The 20,717-nt window shown below is 57.8% G+C and carries 15 protein-coding genes, 1 pseudogene and 2 riboswitches; of the genes and pseudogenes, 6 read left to right on the forward strand and 10 right to left on the reverse strand.

The features are described from left to right. Positions 1–52: 52 nt before the first annotated feature. Positions 53–532 carry a MarR family winged helix-turn-helix transcriptional regulator gene (locus FE795_RS07535; protein ID WP_003801195.1) on the reverse strand — a complete coding sequence of 160 codons (480 nt, stop codon included), beginning with the start codon at positions 530–532 and terminating at the stop codon, positions 53–55. A gap of 411 nt (positions 533–943) precedes the next feature. On the opposite strand from FE795_RS07535, the gene FE795_RS07540 reads away from it, so the two are divergent. Both FE795_RS07540 and FE795_RS07545 read left to right on the forward strand, forming a co-directional pair. Further along, positions 944–2,083: an FAD-dependent monooxygenase gene (locus tag FE795_RS07540; RefSeq protein WP_003801194.1), complete on the forward strand. Its 1,140-nt coding sequence runs from the start codon at positions 944–946 to the stop codon at positions 2,081–2,083. Between the two features lie 277 nt (positions 2,084–2,360). Then, positions 2,361–3,677: an MFS transporter gene (locus tag FE795_RS07545; protein ID WP_003801191.1), complete on the forward strand. Its 1,317-nt coding sequence runs from the start codon at positions 2,361–2,363 to the stop codon at positions 3,675–3,677. 138 nt (positions 3,678–3,815) lie between these two features. Here FE795_RS07545 and FE795_RS07550 read toward each other — a convergent pair whose 3' ends face one another. After that, entirely contained in the window at positions 3,816–4,085 is a 270-nt protein-coding gene (locus FE795_RS07550; RefSeq protein WP_003801188.1) for a hypothetical protein, read from the reverse strand. Beyond that, complete coding sequence (locus FE795_RS07555; protein WP_003801186.1) at positions 4,082–4,885, reverse strand: YggS family pyridoxal phosphate-dependent enzyme; 804 nt, start codon at positions 4,883–4,885, stop codon at positions 4,082–4,084. The genes FE795_RS07550 and FE795_RS07555 overlap by 4 nt, the downstream gene beginning before the upstream one ends. A gap of 77 nt (positions 4,886–4,962) precedes the next feature. Here FE795_RS07555 and FE795_RS07560 point away from each other — a divergent pair, with 77 nt between their 5' ends. Then, complete coding sequence (locus tag FE795_RS07560) at positions 4,963–6,270, forward strand: aminotransferase class I/II-fold pyridoxal phosphate-dependent enzyme (protein WP_003801184.1); 1,308 nt, start codon at positions 4,963–4,965, stop codon at positions 6,268–6,270. Positions 6,271–6,341: 71 nt separating this feature from the next. On the opposite strand, the gene FE795_RS07565 is transcribed toward FE795_RS07560, so the two are convergent. Beyond that, positions 6,342–7,244: a DMT family transporter gene (locus tag FE795_RS07565; protein ID WP_003801182.1), complete on the reverse strand. Its 903-nt coding sequence runs from the start codon at positions 7,242–7,244 to the stop codon at positions 6,342–6,344. Positions 7,245–7,328: 84 nt separating this feature from the next. Between FE795_RS07565 and FE795_RS07570 the strand changes: the two genes are divergently transcribed. The 3 genes and pseudogenes from FE795_RS07570 to FE795_RS17255 all read left to right on the forward strand — a co-directional run. Then, entirely contained in the window at positions 7,329–7,844 is a 516-nt protein-coding gene (locus FE795_RS07570; RefSeq protein ID WP_219235959.1) for a MarR family winged helix-turn-helix transcriptional regulator, read from the forward strand. A gap of 39 nt (positions 7,845–7,883) precedes the next feature. After that, positions 7,884–9,551, forward strand: coding sequence for a VRR-NUC domain-containing protein (locus FE795_RS07575; RefSeq protein ID WP_219235960.1), 1,668 nt, complete (start codon positions 7,884–7,886; stop codon positions 9,549–9,551). A gap of 797 nt (positions 9,552–10,348) precedes the next feature. Continuing rightward, positions 10,349–11,725 (forward strand): annotated as a pseudogene (locus FE795_RS17255) (ATP-dependent DNA helicase); the annotation flags it as partial. Here the strand turns inward: FE795_RS17255 and FE795_RS17260 are convergent. The 6 genes from FE795_RS17260 to FE795_RS07605 form a co-directional block, all read right to left on the reverse strand. Further along, positions 11,670–13,031 carry a D-amino acid dehydrogenase gene (locus tag FE795_RS17260; RefSeq protein WP_081050014.1) on the reverse strand — a complete coding sequence of 454 codons (1,362 nt, stop codon included), beginning with the start codon at positions 13,029–13,031 and terminating at the stop codon, positions 11,670–11,672. The pseudogene FE795_RS17255 and the gene FE795_RS17260 sit on opposite strands and share 56 nt — an antisense overlap. A 48-nt stretch (positions 13,032–13,079) precedes the next feature. Next, positions 13,080–13,160: riboswitch (glycine riboswitch) on the reverse strand. Positions 13,161–13,164: 4 nt separating this feature from the next. Then, positions 13,165–13,252: riboswitch (glycine riboswitch) on the reverse strand. Between the two features lie 92 nt (positions 13,253–13,344). Further along, complete coding sequence (locus tag FE795_RS07585; protein ID WP_219235962.1) at positions 13,345–14,415, reverse strand: ABC transporter ATP-binding protein; 1,071 nt, start codon at positions 14,413–14,415, stop codon at positions 13,345–13,347. Further along, a complete protein-coding gene (locus tag FE795_RS07590) occupies positions 14,412–16,178 on the reverse strand; it encodes an ABC transporter permease (RefSeq protein WP_219235963.1) in 1,767 nt (588 codons plus the stop codon). The genes FE795_RS07585 and FE795_RS07590 overlap by 4 nt, the downstream gene beginning before the upstream one ends. A gap of 70 nt (positions 16,179–16,248) precedes the next feature. Continuing rightward, positions 16,249–17,334, reverse strand: coding sequence for an ABC transporter substrate-binding protein (locus FE795_RS07595; RefSeq protein ID WP_219235964.1), 1,086 nt, complete (start codon positions 17,332–17,334; stop codon positions 16,249–16,251). Between the two features lie 115 nt (positions 17,335–17,449). After that, complete coding sequence (locus tag FE795_RS07600; RefSeq protein ID WP_219235965.1) at positions 17,450–19,963, reverse strand: sensor histidine kinase; 2,514 nt, start codon at positions 19,961–19,963, stop codon at positions 17,450–17,452. After that, positions 19,963–20,637 (reverse strand): response regulator transcription factor, encoded by a 675-nt coding sequence (locus FE795_RS07605; RefSeq protein WP_059317704.1) that lies wholly within the window; start codon positions 20,635–20,637, stop codon positions 19,963–19,965. The genes FE795_RS07600 and FE795_RS07605 overlap by 1 nt, the downstream gene beginning before the upstream one ends. Positions 20,638–20,717 lie beyond the last annotated feature (80 nt).

Below are 20,717 nucleotides of genomic sequence, written 5' to 3' on the forward strand. Positions count from 1 at the left end.
TAAATATATCTTAAAGGCCGAATAAAACCTAGTCTCTTGACGATAGGCGGCCTTATTCTTTGTCGCTCATATCAAGCGTGCTGTCTATCATTTTTCGCAGCAAATAGACGATCGCCACGCGTTCGGCGGGGTTCAGATTGCCCATGGTCAGTTCGCTAATCGTGTGGGCTCGTGGAATAACGCGATCGAGCAGTGCCAGGCCATCCTGGGTCAGTTCCACAATCACTTTGCGTCGATCATCTTTATCGGGTGCCAGTTCAATCAGGCCCCGCGATTTCAATCGCTGAATAATGCCTCGTATGGTCGCCTGGTCTACCGCAGTGGCCTCGACCAGTTCGGTTTGCGAGCTCGGCCCGTGGTCGCGCAGGGCGCACAAGGTCACGAACTGAATGGCCGTCAACTGACTGTCACCGACGTAATGTTGAAAGATGGCCGTGTGCCGTTGACCTGCCTTGCGCAGCAGGTGGCCGATCTGTTCAGTGACATCGTAGGACAAGGTTTGGGGCTCGGAGGCCGGGGAGCTAGGCTGCATAGTCTTTCTGTCTTTTTGTGGAGTGGGCAGGCCGGGGTATGACAACGGGGCCAGTATACCTGTCCCGAGATGGAGCAAGGCCTGATCCAGATCAGTTCTTTTGAGCTTGAAGCATACGTCTTTCTAGGGTGTGCATGGCAATAAATAAGTCTACACACTGTTAAATTCAAAAATTTCATAAACTGTAGACTTAAGTTTTTGAGACGGTGCTTGTGGTTAATTTTTATTTATAAGTTCTTGATTTTTTATTGTTAAATGGTTTTTTTCTCCCATATTTCGCGCGGCTGTTTTTGCATGAAAGTAGGTATAAACCCTAGCAGCTTCCTATGTTTTCATGCTTAAACTTAGTGTGTACACTACGAAAAACATGTAGTGAGCACTTTTTGTGAGTGCCGTGATTTGGAGCTAACGATGGAAAAGACAGTCAAGATTGCGATTGTAGGGGCCGGTCTTGGCGGAGCCGCTGCGGCGACTCTGTTGCAGCAGGCCGGCTTTGAGGTGGAAGTATTTGAACAGGCGCCGGAATTCTCGCGTTTGGGTGCCGGTATTCACGTGGGTCCCAACGTGATGAAGATTTTCCGTCGCATGGGTCTGGAAAAGGCGCTCGATGAGATGGGCTCGCACCCTGATTTCTGGTTCAGCCGAGATGGTGAGACAGGCGATTATCTGTCGCGTATCCCTTTGGGCGACTTTGCGCGGAAAGAATACGGGGCTTCCTACATCACCGTGCACCGCGGCGATATGCACGCCTTGCAGATCGACAGCATCAAACCGGGCACCGTTCATTTTGGCAAGCGCTTGCAAAATCTGGTGGACCGCGGCGATGACGTGTTGCTGGAGTTTGCCGATGGCACCAGCGTGACGGCCGACATTGTGATTGGTGCCGATGGCATTCACTCCAAGATTCGCGAAACCTTGCTGGGGGTGGAAGATCCGATTTACAGCGGCTGGGTGGCACACCGTGCCCTGATCCGTGGCGAGAATCTGGCCCGCTTTGCCGATGAGTTCGAGGACTGTGTGAAGTGGTGGACAGAGGATCGTCACATGATGGTGTACTACACCACCGGCAAGCGTGATGAATACTATTTTGTGACGGGCGTGCCACATCCTGCCTGGGATTTTCAGGGCGCGTACGTAGACAGCTCGCAAGAAGAGATGCTGGCCGCATTTGAGGGCTATCATTCCACGGTTCAGAATTTGATCAAATCAACCGAGAGCATTACCAAGTGGCCCTTGCGCAACCGCAATCCCTTGCCGTTGTGGAGCCGTGGCCGTCTGGTAATGCTGGGCGATGCCTGCCACCCCATGAAGCCGCATATGGCGCAAGGCGCGTGCATGGCGATTGAAGATGCCGCCATGTTGACCCGCTGCCTGCAAGAGACCGGTTTGTCGGACTTTCGTACGGCCTTCGAGTTGTATGAGCTCAACCGCAAAGAGCGTGCCACTCGCGTTCAGTCGGTCTCCAATGCCAATACGTTCCTGCGTACCCAGGAAGACCCGGCCTGGGTGTATGGCTACGACTTGTACGGTCAGGACCTCAAATCCAGCTAAACGGCATGCTGCGCCAAATACGGGAGCGATCCGGATTTGGCGCAGCCTGATCGGATCGGGTCCCGCTGTTGTAAACCCGCTGCTCTCGCCCAAGCGAGTCAGAGGCCATGACAAGCGGGAATCACGGTTGATCCTTCATTCTTTATCTGTAAACAGTCTGCAGCCCAATGGGGGGAATGCGGACGTGTTCAGGGCCCTGCTGTGTTCTGTCAGGCGCTGTTCTTAGGCAGTTTTCTGGTTCACCAGGCATACCAATAATTATCTGGAGATATACAAGGTGCATTCATCCATCCCAAGTCCTACGGCGGTGCCTGCCGGCCGGGACGGTAACGAAGATCTCTACAAGAAGATCGTCTGGCGTCTGATCCCCTTTCTGTGTTTTTGTTATTTGGCGGCGTATCTGGACCGGATCAACGTCGGTTTTGCCAAGCTGCAGATGCTCGATCATCTGCAGTGGAGTGAAACTGCGTACGGCCTGGGAGCGGGCCTGTTTTTCCTGGGCTACATTCTGTTTGAGGTGCCCAGCAACCTCATTCTGGAGCGGGTGGGTGCCAAGTTGTGGATTGCCCGCATCATGATCACCTGGGGCATCTTGTCGGGCCTGACCATGTTTGTCACCACGCCTACGCAGTTCTATATTCTGCGCTTTGTGCTGGGGGCGGCGGAGGCCGGTTTCCTGCCAGGTGTACTGTACTACCTGACCTTGTGGTTTCCCACCTATCGGCGGGGCAAGATCATTGCCTTGTTCATGATCGGTTTGCCCTTGTCCAGTGTGATTGGCGGTCCTTTGTCCGGTTGGATCATTGGTCATTTTGATCACATGAACGGCTGGCGCGGCTGGCAGTGGCTGTTTTTGCTGGAAGCCATTCCCAGTGTGCTGCTTGGCATTCTGACGTTCTGGGCCTTGCCTAACAATTATCAGTCCGCCCAGTGGCTCAATAACGAAGAGAAATCCCGCCTCGCTGCGGACCTGGCGGCCGATGACGCAGAGGGCAAAGGCGTCAAGCACAGCTTCAAGGACGGCTTTTTCAACCTGAAAGTGTGGATGCTGGGTGGAATCGATTTTTCCATTTTGTTGGGGACGTACTCCATCAGTTTCTGGATGCCGTCTTTTATTCGTGCTGCCGGTGTGCAGGACCCCTTCCAGATTGGCCTGATGACTGCGATTCCGTCTTTGGCCGGCGTGGTCGGCATGCTGATGATCGGTGCCAGCTCAGACCGTCGCCGTGAACGTCGTTGGCACTTGATTGTGCCGCTGACCATTGGCGCGATAGCGCTGGTTGTCAGTACCTTTGTTGCGCATCACGCCTGGTTGACCGTATTGGCCTTTACGGTTGCTTCGGCGGTGATTATGGGTGCGGTCCCTGTGTTCTTCAGCCTGCCGGCTACCTTTCTGAAAGGCACGGCCGCTGCAACGGGTTTTGCCTTGGCCTGTTCTCTGGCCAATATTGCGGGTCTGGTCAGTAATTCCCTGATTGGCTGGGTGACGGATCTGACCGGTTCCGGTAGCGCCGCCTTGTGGCTGTTTGCCGGCAGCTTGATGGTAAGTTGTTTGCTGGCCTTTGCCTTGCCGGCCAAACAGGTGAATCGTTAAGTCTTAGTTGGGACTGATAGTCTGAAACACAAGAAACATACCCGGCTGCTGGCCGGGTATGTTTTTTTTTGAGGCAGCGGGTAAGCGCCACAGGGTTGCACACGTGTGATGGGCTTGTGGCCCGGCCACGGGCTGGGTTCAGGCGGTCACCTTGCTGCCTTGTTGCAGCCAGGCCTGCAGATCGACCGTTTCGTACAGTACCTGCGCGCTCAGGACACGCAGACCGTGCGGGCCGCTATCGAGGATGCGATGTTCGCCTTTGGCTTGTTGCAACTCCAGCTCGGTGTCTGGCAGCGTCATCAAGTGTCGGGCTACGGCCAACAGTTGTTCGGGAGGGCAGCAGGGGCTGGATTCAAAGTGACCGATTTCCCTGCCGTTTTGACGAATGATCAGGCGTAGTGGGTTCATGATGTTGTTGCCGTATCAGAGACGGGCCAGTAAAAGTTATTGGGCGTGGCGCGTGCGCCAAAAATAGCTTGTCCGACGCGCACAATGGTTGAGCCTTCGGAGATGGCAACTTCGTAGTCGCCTGACATGCCCATGGAGAGCTCGTGCATGTTTTCGGCATGCGGGATGTCGTTGCGTAACTGATCGCGCAAGTTGCGCAGCAGCGCAAAGCAGGGGCGCACCCGTTCAGGATCGGCGTCCATCAGGGCCAGGGTCATCAGACCTTTGACCTTTAGGGCAGAAAACTGTGGTAATTCGCGCACAAATGCGTGAACGTCTTGCGGCGGCAAACCGAATTTGCTGTCCTCGTTGGAGGTGTTCACCTGTACAAAGACATCCAGACTGCGGCCTTCGATTTGCAGGCGACGATCCAGCGCCTCGGCGGTCTTGAGCTTGTCCAGTGCGTGAAATTCGCGCGCAAAGCGTGCAACCGACTTGGCTTTATTGCTTTGCAGGTGTCCAATAACAGCCCATTCCAGATCCGGCAGTTCCTCGCGCAGGGCCTCGTACTTGCCTTCGGCCTCTTGCACCTTGTTCTCGCCCAGCAGGCGGCAGCCGGCTTGATACGCCAGACGAATGCGGTCAATCCCGAAGGTTTTGCTGACAGTGAGCAAGCGGACATCGCCGGGAGCACGTCCGTACCGCACGCAGGCGGCATCAATTCGTTGTTGTACCAGGGCAATGCGTTCCCGAAATGCCTCTACACTGGTGGAGGTGGGATAATGCTCGGTGTGAAGTAGATCAGGGGCGGATTCGGACATGGCGCACCAGTAAGGAAGAAAAAAAAGATAAACTCGACCCTGCGGGTCGCGCATAAACTATTATGTCATAGGTCAAAATGAATATCCAGGGAAGCAATGCGAAGGAACTTTTCGATGATATCCGTCAGCAGGTGGCGCTGGGGCGGATAGCGCCGGGTCAGATCCTGCCGCCGGTGCGCGAGTTGGCTCAGACACTGGGACTGAACCGGAACACGGTTGCCCTGGCCTACAAGCGCCTGGTGTCTGCGGGCGTGGCCGATGCGCAAGGTCGTCGTGGTACGCGCATTCGCGAGGCGATCCGGGAGCTGGCGCGGGAAGGGCACGGAGCCAGTTCTGCCTTGCAGGATCTGGCCAGCGGAAACCCGGCGCTGGAATACCTACCGGCTCCGACTCAGTTGGTGGCCGGGGTGCGAGGTCAGACTCAGGCCCTGTATGGCGCCGATCCCCTGGTGCCGGAGCTGCGCGCAGTGTGTCAGCAGGTATTTCATAAAGATACGCCCCCGGAAACCGACTACCACGTCAGCTACGGCGCGGTGGATGCCATAGAGCGTTTGCTACAGGCTTTCCTGCTGGCGGGCGACAAGGTTGGCATTGAGGACCCAGGCTATTTGAACAGCATCAATTCCGTTCATACGCTCGGCTACAAACCAGTCGGTATTGAGGTCGACAGTGAGGGCATGGTGCCAGCCTCACTGGAGGCAGCATTGGCCGACGGCCTGCGTGCCTTGATCTTGACGCCGCGGGCTCACAATCCCACTGGGTGTTCGCTTAGTCGTACCCGGGCCAAGCAGATTGAGCAGATCCTGAAGCAGTATCCTGAGCTGTTGCTGATGATTGATGACCATTTCTGGATGCTGGCCAGCAGTCCTTACCGGAATGTGATTCCCGCCGAGCACTTGCGTTGGGCCTTGATCCGTTCTGTCTCCAAGGGACTGGGGCCTGATTTGCGGGTGGCCCTGGTGGCGTCTGACCTGCAAACCAGCGAACGCTTGTCACAACGCCTGGCGTCGGGGGCGCAATGGGTGAGTCACCTCTTGCAGCAAATGGTGGTACACGGCTTGACGGACGCCCAGATCAAGGCTCAGACCCGCGCCGCCCAGGCTGCCTACGTACAGGCCCGGGCCGACCTGATGCAGGCCTTGAAAAAGCAGGGCATTCCGTTCTGGGATAGCGAAGAAGGGTTCAACCTATGGATACCCCTGGACCGGGAAGCCGAGCCTGTGCTGGCCGGGCTGGCCGCGCGTGGCTGGTTGGTTCGCTCGGGCCAGGTTTTCGGGGTGAGCCATCCAGCCCAAGGCTTGCGCGTCAGCTTTGCGAGTTTGAATGCGAAAGATGCGCAACGTTTTGCCGCTGATCTGGCACAGGTTCTGAAAGAGCGGTACTAGTCACTATCTTGCCGCTTCCGGCGAAGTGGCAAGATGGTGAACTCGTTGCAGTGCGCCCATGGCTGGTTTTACTAAGGGGCGCTTTTTTTACGTCCCTCAGAGCGTGGGGCAGGCGGACGATTGCTGATCCATTGGACCGCCAGCACGCTGCCCATCACCAACACCATGCCCAGCAGGCTGGTGCCAGTCATGGCCTGACCCAGAATCAGCCACCCCAGTATCACGGCGGTCAAGGGGCTGAGCAGCCCCAGGGACGACACCGCCACCGATGGCAGGACTGCAATCCCTCGGAACCACAAGGTGTAGGCCAGTAGCGCGCCGACCAGACACAGGTAGAGATAGCCGCTGATCTGCATCATGCTCAGGGAACCATCCAAAGGTGGGTCCAGCCATAAGGCCAGGGGAGCGAGCATCAATCCGCCCAACATCAGTTGCCAGGCCGTGAACGCCAATATTGGCATGCTGCTTCGCCAGCGATGCGACAGATAGGTGCCCAGTGCCATACACAAAGCCCCGACAATCGCCGCAAGCATGCCCCACGCGTCCCACTGACTGTGCGGCGAGAGCAGCAAAATACCCATGCCCACGATGCCAAGCACACAAGCGACTAAAGCCAGGCTGATCGGACGCTTGCCTTCCAGCGCCCAGGCTAGCGCAATGACCACCAAGGGTTGAGCGGCGCCCACAACGGCAGCCAGCCCGCCCGGCAGGCGATAGGCAGCCACAAACAAAAGCGCCTGAAAAGCGCCGATATTCAAGGCGGCCAAAATCAGGGTCCGCCCCCATTCCCCTTGGGCGGGCATGCGCCGACTCCATAACAGCAGGATCACACCGGCTGGAAAACAGCGTAGGAATGCGGCGATAAAAGGGCGATCCGCCGGCAGGATTTCGGTAGTCACAATATAGGTGGAGCCCCAAATGGCCGGGCCCAGTGCGGTCAGTGCCGTCACCAGCCAGAGAGAAAGTCGGGTCATGGTTAATTGTCTTGATGTCGAGATAAATGCCAGTGTAGGGACGTTTTATCTTAATATCAAGATAAATGTTTTTACCGAGAAATCATGAGCACTAGCGAAGAACAGGATGCCGTCGACCTGATTGTCAAGCAATGGCGTGAGCAACGGCCCGACCTGCAGAATCTGGATGCAATGGCTCTGCTTGGACGCATGACCCGCTGCTTTCAACTGGTTCAAAAGCAAATGGGCGAAAACTTTCGTCGTCATGGTTTGCAACTGGGTGAGTTTGACGTGCTGGCCAGTTTGCGCCGTTCCGGCCCGCCCTACACCTTGGCGCCCACGGCTTTGTTTTCCTCACTGATGGTCAGCTCGGGCACGATGACACACCGTTTGCACGGTCTGGAAAAGCAGGGCCTGATCGAGCGTATCGCCGACCCTGAGGATGCCCGTCGCAGCCTGGTACGGTTGAGTCCGGCTGGGCTGGCCTGTGTGGACGCGGTGGTAGTGGACCATCTGGCCAACGAGGAAAATCTGCTGCAAGGTCTGGATGCGACGCAGCGACAACGCCTGGACGGTTTGCTGCGTGACTGGATGCGTTTGTTGGAGTCGCGCCCGGTGTAAAGGAATGCTAAAGTAGCTGGATATATACACAGCCTGCTTATGATTTCGCCCGAGCTTCCTCCGTTTTATTACCTGCATAATTTCCACCAGGTATTGCAGTGGGTCCAGCAGGTCAGTGCCGACTTGCTGGAGCCCGAACATGTCCAGTGCGACCATGCTTTTGCGCAGGCGTCTCAGTCTGCGCAAGCACTGTTGGTGCGATTGTTGATGCGCAAAGGCCCGGTGTTTCGTATCGACAAGCTTCGTTATGCCGAAATCGAAGATCTGGAGGCCGCTGTGCAGGAACTGGCCGCCTGCAAACTCATAGAAATCGATCCTGCGCTGGATCTGGATACCCTGTTTGCCGTGCATACCATGCCTGAATTGCGTCGTATGTTTCATGATCTGCCCGCCGCCGGCCGCAAGTCGGATTATCAGCAATGGATAGCTCGGGCCCAGGGTGAGCAGGAGCGGCCTTTTTTGCAGTGGTGCGCGCGGCCAGAACTGCAGGCTCCCTTGCTGCGTTTGTCAGCGGCCGTGGTGCATTGGGCGCAGCGGCTGCAGCTGTTGTTCTTTGGCAATCATTACCAGGATTGGTCCGAGTTCGTATTAAGTGATCTGGGCCTGTATCGTTACGAGGCTGTGGCGCTGGATCAAGGCAGTCGAGCGTTCCGGCACCAGGAGGACGTGCGTTTGTATGAAACCCTGTCTGAACTGCGTGACGCACCGGACGAGGCCGATCTTGAGCACTGGACAGAGCGCTTTGCCGCGGTGCAAAGGATTCAGACGGACAGTGACTGGTTGCGGCGACGCAAGGCGAAAACCGTGTTTCAGCTGGGCCAGCAAGCCGAGCGACAACACTGGTGGTCACTGGCCGAGCAGGCCTACGCGCAGACCCGCTGGCCGGGCGCGCGTTATCGTCAATTACGGGTGTTGGAGCGGCAGGAAAAGCAAGAGGATGCCTGGCCCTTGTTTTGCCAGGCCTGGGAGCAACCCGAAAGTGAGGGCGAGGCACAGAAATTACGACGTATGCTGCCGCGCCTGCGTCGTAAGCTGGCGCTAGAGGCACCTCCCACTGCCCCATCCGGCAAACCGGCGAGCCGTACACAACGCAGCGACCTGGTGCTGCCTGATGATGGCAGTCGGGTCGAAGTGCAGGTTCTGTCCCATTGGAACAGCCCTCTGGCACCGGTCTTTTATGTAGAAAACACTTTGTTTCCCGCCTTACTGGGTTTGCTCGGCTGGGATGCCATTTACGCCCCTTTGCCTGGGGCTTTCTTTCATCCCTATCAGGCCTGTCCGGCCGACTGGGGGAGCCCGGATTTCGTGTCCCGCAGGCAGAACTTGTTTGATCAGTCTTTAAGCGTGCTGAACGGTACAGACTATAAAACCGTGATCTGGCAACGCTGGCAGGAAAAGCGCGGCATACAGTGTCCCTTGCTGATTTGGCCCGCCTTGGATGAATCCTTGATCGAGCAGGCTTTGCACTGCATTCCCGCCCAGCATTTGCAGCTCGTGTTCACGCGTATCTTGCAGGATTGGCGGGATAACCGTGCCGGCCTGCCGGATTTGGTGCGTTTCATGCCCGCCCAGCAAAGCTACGAGCTGATAGAAGTAAAAGGGCCCGGAGATCGTTTGCAAGATAACCAACGGCGCTGGTTAAGCTATTTCGAGCAGCACGCCATCCCCGCGCGTGTCTGCTATGTGACCCGGCCTGAGGCGTCATGAAAGCCTGGACGGTAGGCGTGCGAGCCTTATGCGAATTTACCGCCCGCAGCGGGGATCTGGACTTGCGCTTTACGCCTGCGGCGACGGCACAGGAAGGCATTCTAGGCCATCAGCAGTTAACGCTGCGTCGCCCCGAGCACTATGAAGCCGAAGTACCGCTGTCATATGAGATGGAAGGGCTCTTGGTGCGTGGCCGAGCCGATGGATTTGATCCCGTCAGCAATTGCCTGGAAGAGCTGAAAACCTATCGTGGTGCTTTTGATGCCATCCCCGGGCACCATAGACGCCTGCATCAGGCGCAAGCCAAGGTCTATGCTGCCATGTTGTGCCAGGAACGCGATTTGCCGGGGATGACAGTCAGCGTGGTGTATTACCACGTAGACAAGCACAAAGAGACCAGCATTTCCGAGTATCTGGAGCGCGCGGACCTGTGGGCCTTTTTTGAGCAGCAATGTCACGCATATGTAGCGTGGGGGCAGCAGGAGCAAAAACACAGGCTGGCGCGCGATCAAGCTTGTACTGCTCTGCAATTTCCCTTTGAACAGTTTCGTGCGGGTCAGCGGCAACTGGCTGTAGCTGCGTTCCGGGCGCAGCGCGATGCACAGTGCCTGTTAGCGCAAGCCCCCACGGGTATTGGCAAAACCTTGGCAGTCCTATTCCCGGGCCTGAAAGCCATGCCCGAGGCTGGTCTGGACAAGCTGTTTTATCTGACGGCTAAAAACTCGGGCCGGCAAATGGCGCTGGACGCCTTGCAGCGCTTAAGCCCGGATGGTGGGGGCGCGTGGCGGGTGCTGGAAATGGTGGCCCGCGACAAGCAGTGTCCCCATCCGGATAAAGCCTGCCATGGCCAATCCTGTCCCTTGGCCGAAGGCTTTTACGACCGGCTTCCCGCGGCCCGTCAGCAAGCTCTGGAGCAGCCCATGCTAACTAGCCAGCGCCTGCAGCAAGTGGCTAGCGAACACCAGGTCTGCCCCTATTACTTGAGCCAGGAAATGCTGCGTTGGGCGGACGCCATTGTGGGCGACTACAACTATTTTTTCGACTCACATGCGGTGCTCTATAGCCAGACCCTGGCCCAGCAATGGCGCAGCGCGATCTTGGTGGACGAGGCGCACAATCTGGTAGAACGTGCTCGTTCCATGTATTCCGCGTCCTTCTCGCAAGTGCAGTTGCGCATGGCACGTAAAGCCGCGCCTTCGGCCTTGAAGCGTCATTTCGCTCCATTGACTCGCTTGATGGAGGACCTGATACCCGAGGAAGGCGGTGACCAATGGGGGCTGGAAAAAATCCCGGAGGACTTGCTGGAGCAGTGCGAGTATCTGGCTGCCCGTTTAGGGGCCTATGTAGCGGAGAATCCCCTGCCGCAAGACAGCCCCTTGCTGCTGTTTTATTTCGAGCTACTGTATTTTGTGGACCTGGCCGGGCAGTTCGGCTCGCATTCCTTGTTTGATATTTTGGCGCAGCGCGATGGTGTACTTCTGAACCTGCGCAATATCGTGCCTGCTCCCTTTCTGGCCGAACGCTACGGCGATGCGCACGGCGTGGTGCTGTTCTCCGGCACGTTGAATCCTTCGCAGTTTTATCGTGATGTCTTGGGGCTGCCGCCCAGTACGGCAGAGTTGAACGTAGCATCTCCTTATCGAGCCGAGCAGTTGCGGGTACGTCAATATGCCGGTTTGTCCACGCGTTATGCCGACCGGGCGCAAAGCCTGAGCGGGGTGTGCGATATTGTCGGGCAGGCCTATCAGGAGCAGCCGGGCAACTATCTCTTGTTTTTGAGCAGCTTTGATTATCTGGAGCAGGTCAGCCAGGCCTTGCAGGAGCGCTGGCCGGATATGCCGCTTTGGCATCAGCAACCGGGTATGAGCGATCAGCAAAGAACGCAGTTTCTGGACCGCTTTACGCTGGACGGCAAGGGAGTGGGTTTGGCAGTGCTGGGGGGGGCGTTTTCAGAAGGGGTAGATTTACCCGGTAAACGCTTGATCGGTGCTTTTATTGCCACTTTGGGTTTGCCGCAATTCAACCCGGCCAATGAGTCGGTGCGGCAAGTCATGGCCCGGCTCTTTGGGGAGCGGCGGGCCTATGACTATACCTATCTGTATCCGGGACTACGCAAGATTACACAGGCCGCGGGTCGTGTGATTCGCGATGAACAGGATCAAGGCTTTGTGTATCTGCTGGACGAACGTTATGGGCAGCGGCGGGTGCAGCAGTTGTTGCCGGACTGGTGGCAAATTGAGCAGGTGCGGACTGACGCTCGTTCTGGGCAATCACCTCGGTGATGATCTGCGCAGTGGCGGCGGACAGGGTCCAGCCCAGGTGACCGTGGCCGGTGTTGTAGTACACGCCAGGACGGCTGCCCGCTTTTACGCGCGGCATCATGTCCGGCATCATGGGGCGCAAACCTGCCCACGGTACGACACGGTCGGTAGCCGCGTCGTGGAAGTTGCGACGTGTCCAGTTGGTCAGCGGGGCGATGCGATCGGCGCGTATGTCTTTGTTGGACCCGTTGTATTCCGCGGTGCCGGCCACACGCAGGCGGTCTTTGCCCAGGCGGCTGGTCACAATCTTGGCCTCTTCGTCCAGCAAACTGACCCAGGGGGCTGCATGTTGGGCTTCGGGCGTATCCAGGTACACCGAGATGGAGTAGCCCTTGACGGGATAAATATTGATGTAGTCGCCCAGCATACGGGCCAGGTGGCGGCTGCCTACGCCAGCGCACACGACCAGGGAGTCCACGGACAGCGTATGGGTGTGGGCATCTGCACCTTCGCCGGTACGGAGCTGGATACGGTGCGGTGGGCCGCAATCAATACCCAGGACTTCGGTATCCTGCAGAAACTTCACGCCGCGCTTGGCGCACGCATCGGCCAAGCCGCGGGTGTATTTGTGAATATCGCCGGTGGCGTCCGAGGGCGTGAAGAAACCGCCGTAATAGGTGCCTTGCAGAGCAGGTTCGATCTGATGGATTTCTTCGTTGGTAACGGTACGGCGTTCCAGACCGCCTTTTTGCAGTAGCTGGCTGACTTTTTTGCCAGACTCAAAGCCGCCGGGCGTGTGGTAAATATGCAAAATGCCGCGCTGCTCCAGGTCGAAATCAATATTTTCGTCCTTGGCCCACTGATACAAGTTTTCGCGAGCGGCAATGGCCAGCTTGACGGTCTCGATCGTGTTGCGCTCGTAACCGGAAATTGCCCCCACAAATTGGCCCATCCAGCTGTATTTGTGCCAGCTTGGCTTGGGGTTGAAGAGCAGTGGAGCGTCCTTGCGCATCATCCATTTCAAGCCTTTGAAAATGGTGCTGCGGCTGTTCCAGACCTCGGCATTGCAGGCGGAAAGCTGCCCGCCATTGGCAAAAGAAGTTTCCATCGCGGGGTAGCGAAGGCGGTCAATAACGGTGACTTGATAGCCCTTCAGACTAAGGGCGTAGGCGGTGGTGATTCCGGAAATACCGGCACCAATGACGGCAATATGCGACATAACAGGCTCCTGACAGGTGAATTACCACCGAGTAGTGGCAATACCCCATCTGTCCTGTGACCTGAGAGTTTATCCAACCTGTGCATCTGGCTGGGCTCCTTCGGTGGGCGTCAAACGCCGCTCTCCAGAGTGTCGGGCTGGTACGATCCTTTTGCCTGAGAGATTCCGGGGTGGTTGCTCCGTCGGCGCCTGACTGAACAGGTCTCTTTCATACCGCCTGTAGTGACGCGACTACATTAGCCGCGCTTACAAAAGTTTGCAATCAGGGTAAACCGGGAGCTGTGGGGGGCGGCTCCCGGTTTGGAGCGATGGATCAGGAGGGGTAAATCCACAGTTTGGAGGGCGGCAATTGCAGATGATGCACGCCACTGGGCAGTGGTTCAGGTCCGAAAGCTCGCAGTGTGCCGGCAGTCGGGTCGGCCATGCGGAAAACGTGCTCCCACTTGTCGCCCAGATACATGCTGGTGGATAGCTGCAGTGGCAGCGTATCGGGGCCGGGCTGCGCATTCAGTTGCACTTGTTCGACGCGAATCACGGCGGTGGCGTGCTGGCCGGCGCTCAGAGGAGCGGCGGCATGGCCCCATAACTCCCAACCAGGGCCGCTAAGCCGAGTTTGTTGATCGCGTTGCTCGGTAACCTTGCCTTGCAGATGATTGTTCGAGCCCATGAACTCGGCGGTGTACAGGGTCTTGGGATTGCTGTAGACCTCTTGCGGGGTACCTTGTTGCTCGATTTCGCCACCATTCAGCAACAGGATCCGGTCCGAAATCGCCATGGCCTCCGCCTGGTCATGGGTTACCATCAAAGCGGACAGGCCCATTTTCACAATCAGTTCGCGCAGGAACACGCGGGCCTCTTCACGCAGCTTGGCATCCAGGTTGGACAGTGGCTCATCCAGCAAGATGACCGGGGGGTTGTAAATCAGCGCACGGGCAATGGCCACACGCTGCTGTTGCCCTCCAGACAGTTGGCTGGGGTAGCGCTCGCCCAGGCCTTTCAACCCCAATTGATCCAAAATGGCGTCCACCCTTTGGCGGCTTTGCGCCTTGGAGGTTTTGCGCAGCGTGAGCGGATAAGCCACATTGTCCTGCACGGTCATGTGTGGCCACAAGGCATAGGACTGGAAAACCAGGCCCAGATTGCGCGCCTCGGCGGGCAGGTCGATACGGTTTTGCGAGTCGTACAGCACGTTCTCATTGATGGCGATACGCCCTTGGGAGGGCTGTTCGAGCCCGGCAACCGCACGCAGCAAGGTGGTTTTGCCACTACCCGAGGCCCCCAGCAGGGAAACCACCTCACCTTTGTTCAGGCTCATGGACACGCCTTTCAGGACCGGGTTGCGGTCGTAGGCCAGATGAATGTTGTCTACAGTCAGCTCGGTCATCGTAGTTTTACTCCGAAGCGCAATGCGATGGTCAGGCCAATGACCACCAGAACGATATTGATAAAAGACAGGGCAGCTACAATGTCGATGGCGCCGGTCGCCCATAGTGAAACCAGCATGGAGCCAATGGTTTCCGTGCCCGGTGTGAGCAGGTACACGCCGGTAGAGTATTCCCGCTCAAAAATCAGGAACATCAATAACCAGGACCCGATCAGGCCGAACTTTGCCAGTGGTAAGGTGATTTGACGTGTTACCTGACCGGGACGCGCTCCCGTGCTGCGGGCGGCTTCTTCCAGCTCCGGACCCACTTGTAAAAGGGTGGAGGAGATCAGACGCAAGCCGTAAGCCATCCAGACCACGCTGTAGGCCAGCCAGACGCTGAAGATGGTGCTGCGCAGGGCGCGCAGCGGACTGACGAGCGTGCCTTGCAACCATTCCGCCATGGGCAGGACCGACAAGTAGCCGTTTTCCAGGGACTGATCCAGCCACATGGGCACGAACAGGAACATCCACAAAAAGGCCAGACCCGCCAGTAGACCGGGGACGGCACGGGGTACCAGAACGCTGTAGTCCAGAAAGCGGGTGATGCCGTCTGGCTTGCGGTGCATGGCCAGGCCAATGAAGGTGTAGCAGATGACGGCCAAGGCGCCGCCAAATACACCAATCGCCACTGAGTTCAGAATGGCGCGCAGCAGATTGGCTTGCCCAAACACTTGCCGGAAGGCATCCAGGGAGAGCACGTCCATCAGCGAGACGCCAATCCCCCAGTTGGACACAAAGGCGCGTAAGACTACGCCCACCACCGGGGCAATGACGGTGAAGAACAACCACAGACCGACCAGTGTTGCAGCTGCCCAGCGCCAGCGGCCCAGCGGCAAGGCACGTGCCTGGGAGGCTTTGCCCTTGACGGTTACGAAGCGGTTGGCGGTGCGCATCAGACGGCGTTGCAGCATCACGAGCGGGATAGTCATGGCAATCAGGACGACTGCCACAGCCGCCATCAGGTGGTAGGACGGAATGCCGAGCTTGTTGGTGAGCTTGTATAGATAGGTGGCCAGTACCAGGTGGCCTTCAGGGTCGCCGAGCACCAGCACCAGACCAAATACTTCCAGCCCCAGAAAAAAGAGCAGAACGCAGGCGTACAGGATGGCGGGACGCACCATGGGCAGGCTGACCGAGCGCATGACCTGCCAGGGGCTGGCACCGGCGCTGCGGGCGGCTTCTTCCACATCCGAGCCCATGCTGCGCAAGGCCGAGGAAATGTACAGATAGGCGTGGGGAACGTGCGTCAGACCGGCAATGATGACAATGCTGGTGAAGGAGTAAATGCTCCAGGGGACAAAGCCGATCAGCTCCAGCGTCCAGGTGGAGAAGAAACCGACGGGTCCGGCGGCAACAATATAGCCAAAGCCCAGCACCATGGGCGAGACGAAAATCGGGACCAGAATGAGCGGTTCAATCCAGGTACGGCCGGGTAAATCGGTACGTACCATCAGGAAGGCCAGGATGCCGCCCAAAGGAATCGAAATACCGGCCAGGCCAAAGGCCATGATGAAACCGCTCCCCAGTGCTTTGTAAAAGTCCGGGTCGTCGAAGATGAAACGGAAAGCATCCAGCCCCAGAGACTTGTCAGTCGCAAAAAAGGGGGCCGATAGCAGGCTTTGGATGATGATCAGGCTAAGCGGCACATAAATGGCCAATGCCGTGATCAGAACAACGACATGGCGTGGCCAGGCCTGCCACCGAAGGCGTAAGGCTTGCATGATAAGGATTCCAGGCGGTAAAAGGCCGGGTGACGGCCGAGGCCGTCACCCGGTTCACAGACGAGGTGTCTTATTTATTGGCCGCAGCGCGCCATTGCTTGATGAAGTCCAGGCGTTCCTTTTGCTTCAGGAAGTCCAGCAGCGACGAATCCACCGGGATGGGGGTCAGTTCTACCCCTGCCAATTTCTTGGTCAGGCCATCCACATCGTTGTCGCCTTCCACGTCAGAGCGGATCGAGGCCAGCTCGGATTGGTTCGCCAGAACATCCTGTCCGTCCTTGGATAACATGTAGTCCAGAAAGACACGGGCGGCATGGGGGTGCTGGGCCTTGTTGCTGATGAACGCCACGCGTGACAGGACCAGGGTGTAGTCCGAGGGGTACACAATCCCGATGGCTTTATCCTTGGCGGCGCGGGTCTCCGCATATGAACCCAGCAGGTTGTAGCCAATCAGGTTTTCACCCGAGCTGACGCGCTCCATCATGGTGCCCGTCGAGGACTGCAGTACCAGATTGGCTGAACCTACGCCTTTGATGAAATCCCAGTAGCTCTGGCCTTTCTTGCTGTCTTGAGCGGCCAGCATATAGCCTACTGCAGATTTTTCAATGTCGTAGGTAGTGACCTTGTTGCGAAAGCGGTCCTTGTCGCTTTCCACCAGCCTGGCCAGTTCTGCATGCGTCTTGGGTGCTTCTTCAGGCTTGATAAGACGGTTGTTGTAGATGAATACCGTCGGCTCGTAAGTGGTGCCAAACGCCTTGTTTTCCCATACGGCCCAACTGGGCAGGGCAGGGATTTCAGGGGAGTCGTAGCGGGCTGCGTAGTCGGTGGCCAGGCGCATAGCCGAGTCCATGGAGGAGCTCCACACAAGGTCGCCACTGTGGCTGCCCGAAGCCTGTTCGCTGATGTAGCGGTTGTACAGCTCGGTGCTGTTCATGTCGTGGTATTCGACTTTGATCTTGGGGTGGGCGGCCTCAAACGCGGCAATGAGCGGTGCGGCGGCTTTGGTGTCCGTGGTCGAGTAGACAATAACCTTGCCTTCTTTGTCCGCTGCTTGAGTCTGGTCGTCCTGAGCCCAGGCCGCTTGTCCGGCCAGCAGGCTGGCACTGAGTGACAGGGCGAGCAGGCTCAGGCGCTTAGGGGGGGTAAATGCTGACATTCGGGTCTCCTTGTTGTCAGAGTCCCGTCCTGTTGCGGGACTTCTTGGGTGATCGGTGTCATTGCATTGTCTGGACTCTAGCTGTCAGCATCCTGTCATTGGGGATGGGAAGGGGCTAGGGTCTTGCCGGCGTGTCGGTGACCAGACGTCGCCAGTTCTGCAGAAAACGGTGGCGGCGGGTGGGGTCCAGGCCCACTAACAAAGAGGGATTGAGAATAAGCGGTTGAATAATTCCAATTGATTGATTTTCAATGGTTTTTGTGAACCAGCTGCCCGTTTCCACGGCGTTGAGCGAGCCTAATCCGGCTGGGCCGGCGAGGGTTTGTTGGCCTTGGGGAGAGAGCAGGTAATCAATGAAAGCAGCGGCTAGATCGGGGCGGCGAGCTTGTTTATGAATCAGGGCGCTGCGGGTAAACACTGACACATAATCGCTGGGTACGATGATGGCAATGTCCGAGCCTGCTTTTTGCCGAGCCAGGGCATACGAGCCTAGTACGTTGTAGGCGACATCCAGGGTGCCATTGTCCAGATCATCCAAAATGGCACCGGTATTGGCATACAGACGGGTGCCGACACGGCCCAGGGCATTGGCCAAGCCCCAGAACGTGGAAGAGGTGCGTTCGTCGTACAGTGCAAACAGGTAGCCCACGCCACTGATCTGAATGTCATAGGTGCCCACCCGGCCCCTCAGACTGCCCTGGTTACGCTCCAGCAGCTTAAGCAGCGCTTCGCGAGAGGCCGGCAGCTCGTACGGTAAACGAGCCGGTGCGTAGGCGATGACGGCCGGCTCCAGCGTGAAGCCAAACACCTCATTGCGCCAACGTGCCCAGCCGGGCATGGTCTGGGTCAGACTGGATGTGTGCGCACGAGCATAGCCGTCGTTCGCCAGTTTGACCTGCATGTCCGCGGCCGAGCTGATCAGCAGATCCGTTTCAGGCAGGCTGCCTTGAGTGGTGTGCCGATACAGCGCGGTGGAATCCATCTCGTGATAAAGAATGCGTACGTGAGGCTGGATACGCTGAAAGTCCTGTACGAGCACTTCAAACAGTTCGGTGTCGGTAGGGCCAGCAATCACCAGCAAGGCCTGATCTTCCGGTCCAGGTGGACGGGGGGAGCGAGCCGGGTAGTCGTGACTGCGAATGCCCATATCGGGTTCCGCGGCGCTGGCGAGGGCGAAGGCTGGCTGGGGCTGGGCCAACATGCCCGTCATGATCAACGCTGCGATGAGCAGGGTCAGGGGGGGCGAGGGTCGGGGACTCTGGTAAAGGGTGGGGATTTCGATGCGGACTGTCAGACCCTGCGGGGTATGGTCACGCAAGAGCAACGTGCCTTGATGCGCTTGTACCACGGTGCGCACGATAGACAGCCCCAGGCCCGAACCGGGCCGCCCCTGGCTGCTGGGACCACGCTGAAAACGCTCCAGCAAACGGGTTTTGTCATCGTCACTGATGCCTGGGCCCAGGTCGGACACATCAAACACCACCCAACCGTTCGGGCGGGTGTAGATTCGCACGGAAACAGGCTCGTCGCTGTAGAGCATGGCGTTGTCGATCACATTGCGCAGCATCTCCCGCAAGGACACATGGTCGCCCAGGATTTGTGCTCGTCGAGCCGAGGGCGTGAGGTGAATGTACAGCCGGTGGGCCCGGTCGGGATCGACCCGGCCCTGGATTTCCTGAATCAACGGGGCCACATCTAAAGGCCGCATGGTGCTGCGGTCCAGGCGGTGGCTGACGGTGGCGTCCATCAGTAACTGGTTCAACAGATGGGTGGCATGCGTAGTGTTGTTCAGAATCCGTCGCAGGCGTGGCCTTAGGGTGTCAGAGCCGGGCTCATCCATCGCGAGCTGGGTTTGCAGATGGACTGCCGCCAAGGGAGTGCGAATCTGATGGGCCGCATCGGCCACCAGATTGTTCAGAGTACCAACCGCTGTTTGCAGGCGCTGCATGAAGGCATTGAGGGTATCGACCAGACGGCGAATCTCTTTGGGTACCGGCGTGTCGATGGGCTGCAAATTGTCGTGGGAGCGTTCTCGCAGTGCTGTTTCCAATTCGGCCAAGGGGGCGAACGCACGCCGAATCCCCAGGCTGGTAATCATCAGGGCCAGCAACATCAGACCGGTCAGGGACAGGGTGCTGCGACCCAGCAACTCATCGGCCAGCGCTTGTCGGGTGCCCAGGGTTTCAGCAACGCGGATGGTGATCCAGCCACGGCCCAGTGAATGCTGGCCTGTCAGCAAGCGTCCGATCGTGGCGACACGCACGGCAGTGCCGTGATAGGAAATGGTGTCGTAGCGCGGTTCGGAACTGGTGGCCGGCGGCAGGGTGTCTCCCAAGTCTGGATAGCCGGAAATCAGGCTATTGGCCGAGCGTACGCTGTAAAAAATATGTTCCTGTTCGGACAGCATGGCCATCGCCGAATAGGGCAGCTCCAGGGAAAGTTCACCCTCGTCAATTTGAATGGCATTGGCAATAGTCAGGGCGGCGGCGTTCAGGAGCCTGTCATAGGCGGAGTCGGCGGCACGCTGGGCATATTGTCGCGATGCCAGACCCAATGCCAGTAAGGCAGCGGCCAGCAAGCATACGGCCAGCGCCAGTACACGCTGCTGGATAGACAGGGTGCGGCGCATCAGCGGGCATCACCCAAGCTTGCCATATAACCGGTGCCCCGCACCGTGTCGATGCGAATGGCACTATCGCTAAGCTTGCGCCGCAGACGAGAGACATGCAGCTCCACGGCATTGGGGCTGGAGTCTTCATCGAAGTTGAACAGCTGCATCATCAACCGTTCCTTGGTGACCACTTGTCCGGCACGACTCAGGAGCAACTCCAGCAAGCAGAATTCGCGCTGGCCAAATTCCACGGTCTGATCCCGGCTATTGATGCGTCGGGCGGCGATGTCAATGCTGACGTGTCCCAACTGCCAGATTTCCGCTTGGGTGGTGGCGGGCCGCCGCATCAGGGCACGCAGCCGTGCTTCCAGCTCGCGCAGATCGAAAGGTTTGACCAGATAATCGTCTGCTCCCAGGTCCAGCATGGACACACGATCTTCGATTTCTGAACGAGCCGTCATGACCAGCACGGGCAGGCTGGGTGTTTGCTGGCGCAGATGCCGCAAAATGCTGAAACCGTCCTGATCGGGCAGCATGATGTCCAAAAGCAGGACGTCCCAGTTATCCATTTCCAGATAGCGTAGGGCCAGCTCGCCAGTGTTGACCCACTCCACGCTATGACCGCCCGCGCTGAGCCGGCTGGCGATGGCTTCTCCCAAATCCTCATTGTCTTCGACCATGAGTAATCGCATATTGCCTCCATCCAATGGGCTCCTGTTCGTCGAGAAGCCTCTTTATTTATTTTTTTATTCTATCTCATGGAACTAAGGCT

It is taken from the genome of Alcaligenes ammonioxydans, from assembly GCF_019343455.1.
Classification (GTDB): domain Bacteria; phylum Pseudomonadota; class Gammaproteobacteria; order Burkholderiales; family Burkholderiaceae_B; genus Alcaligenes; species Alcaligenes ammonioxydans.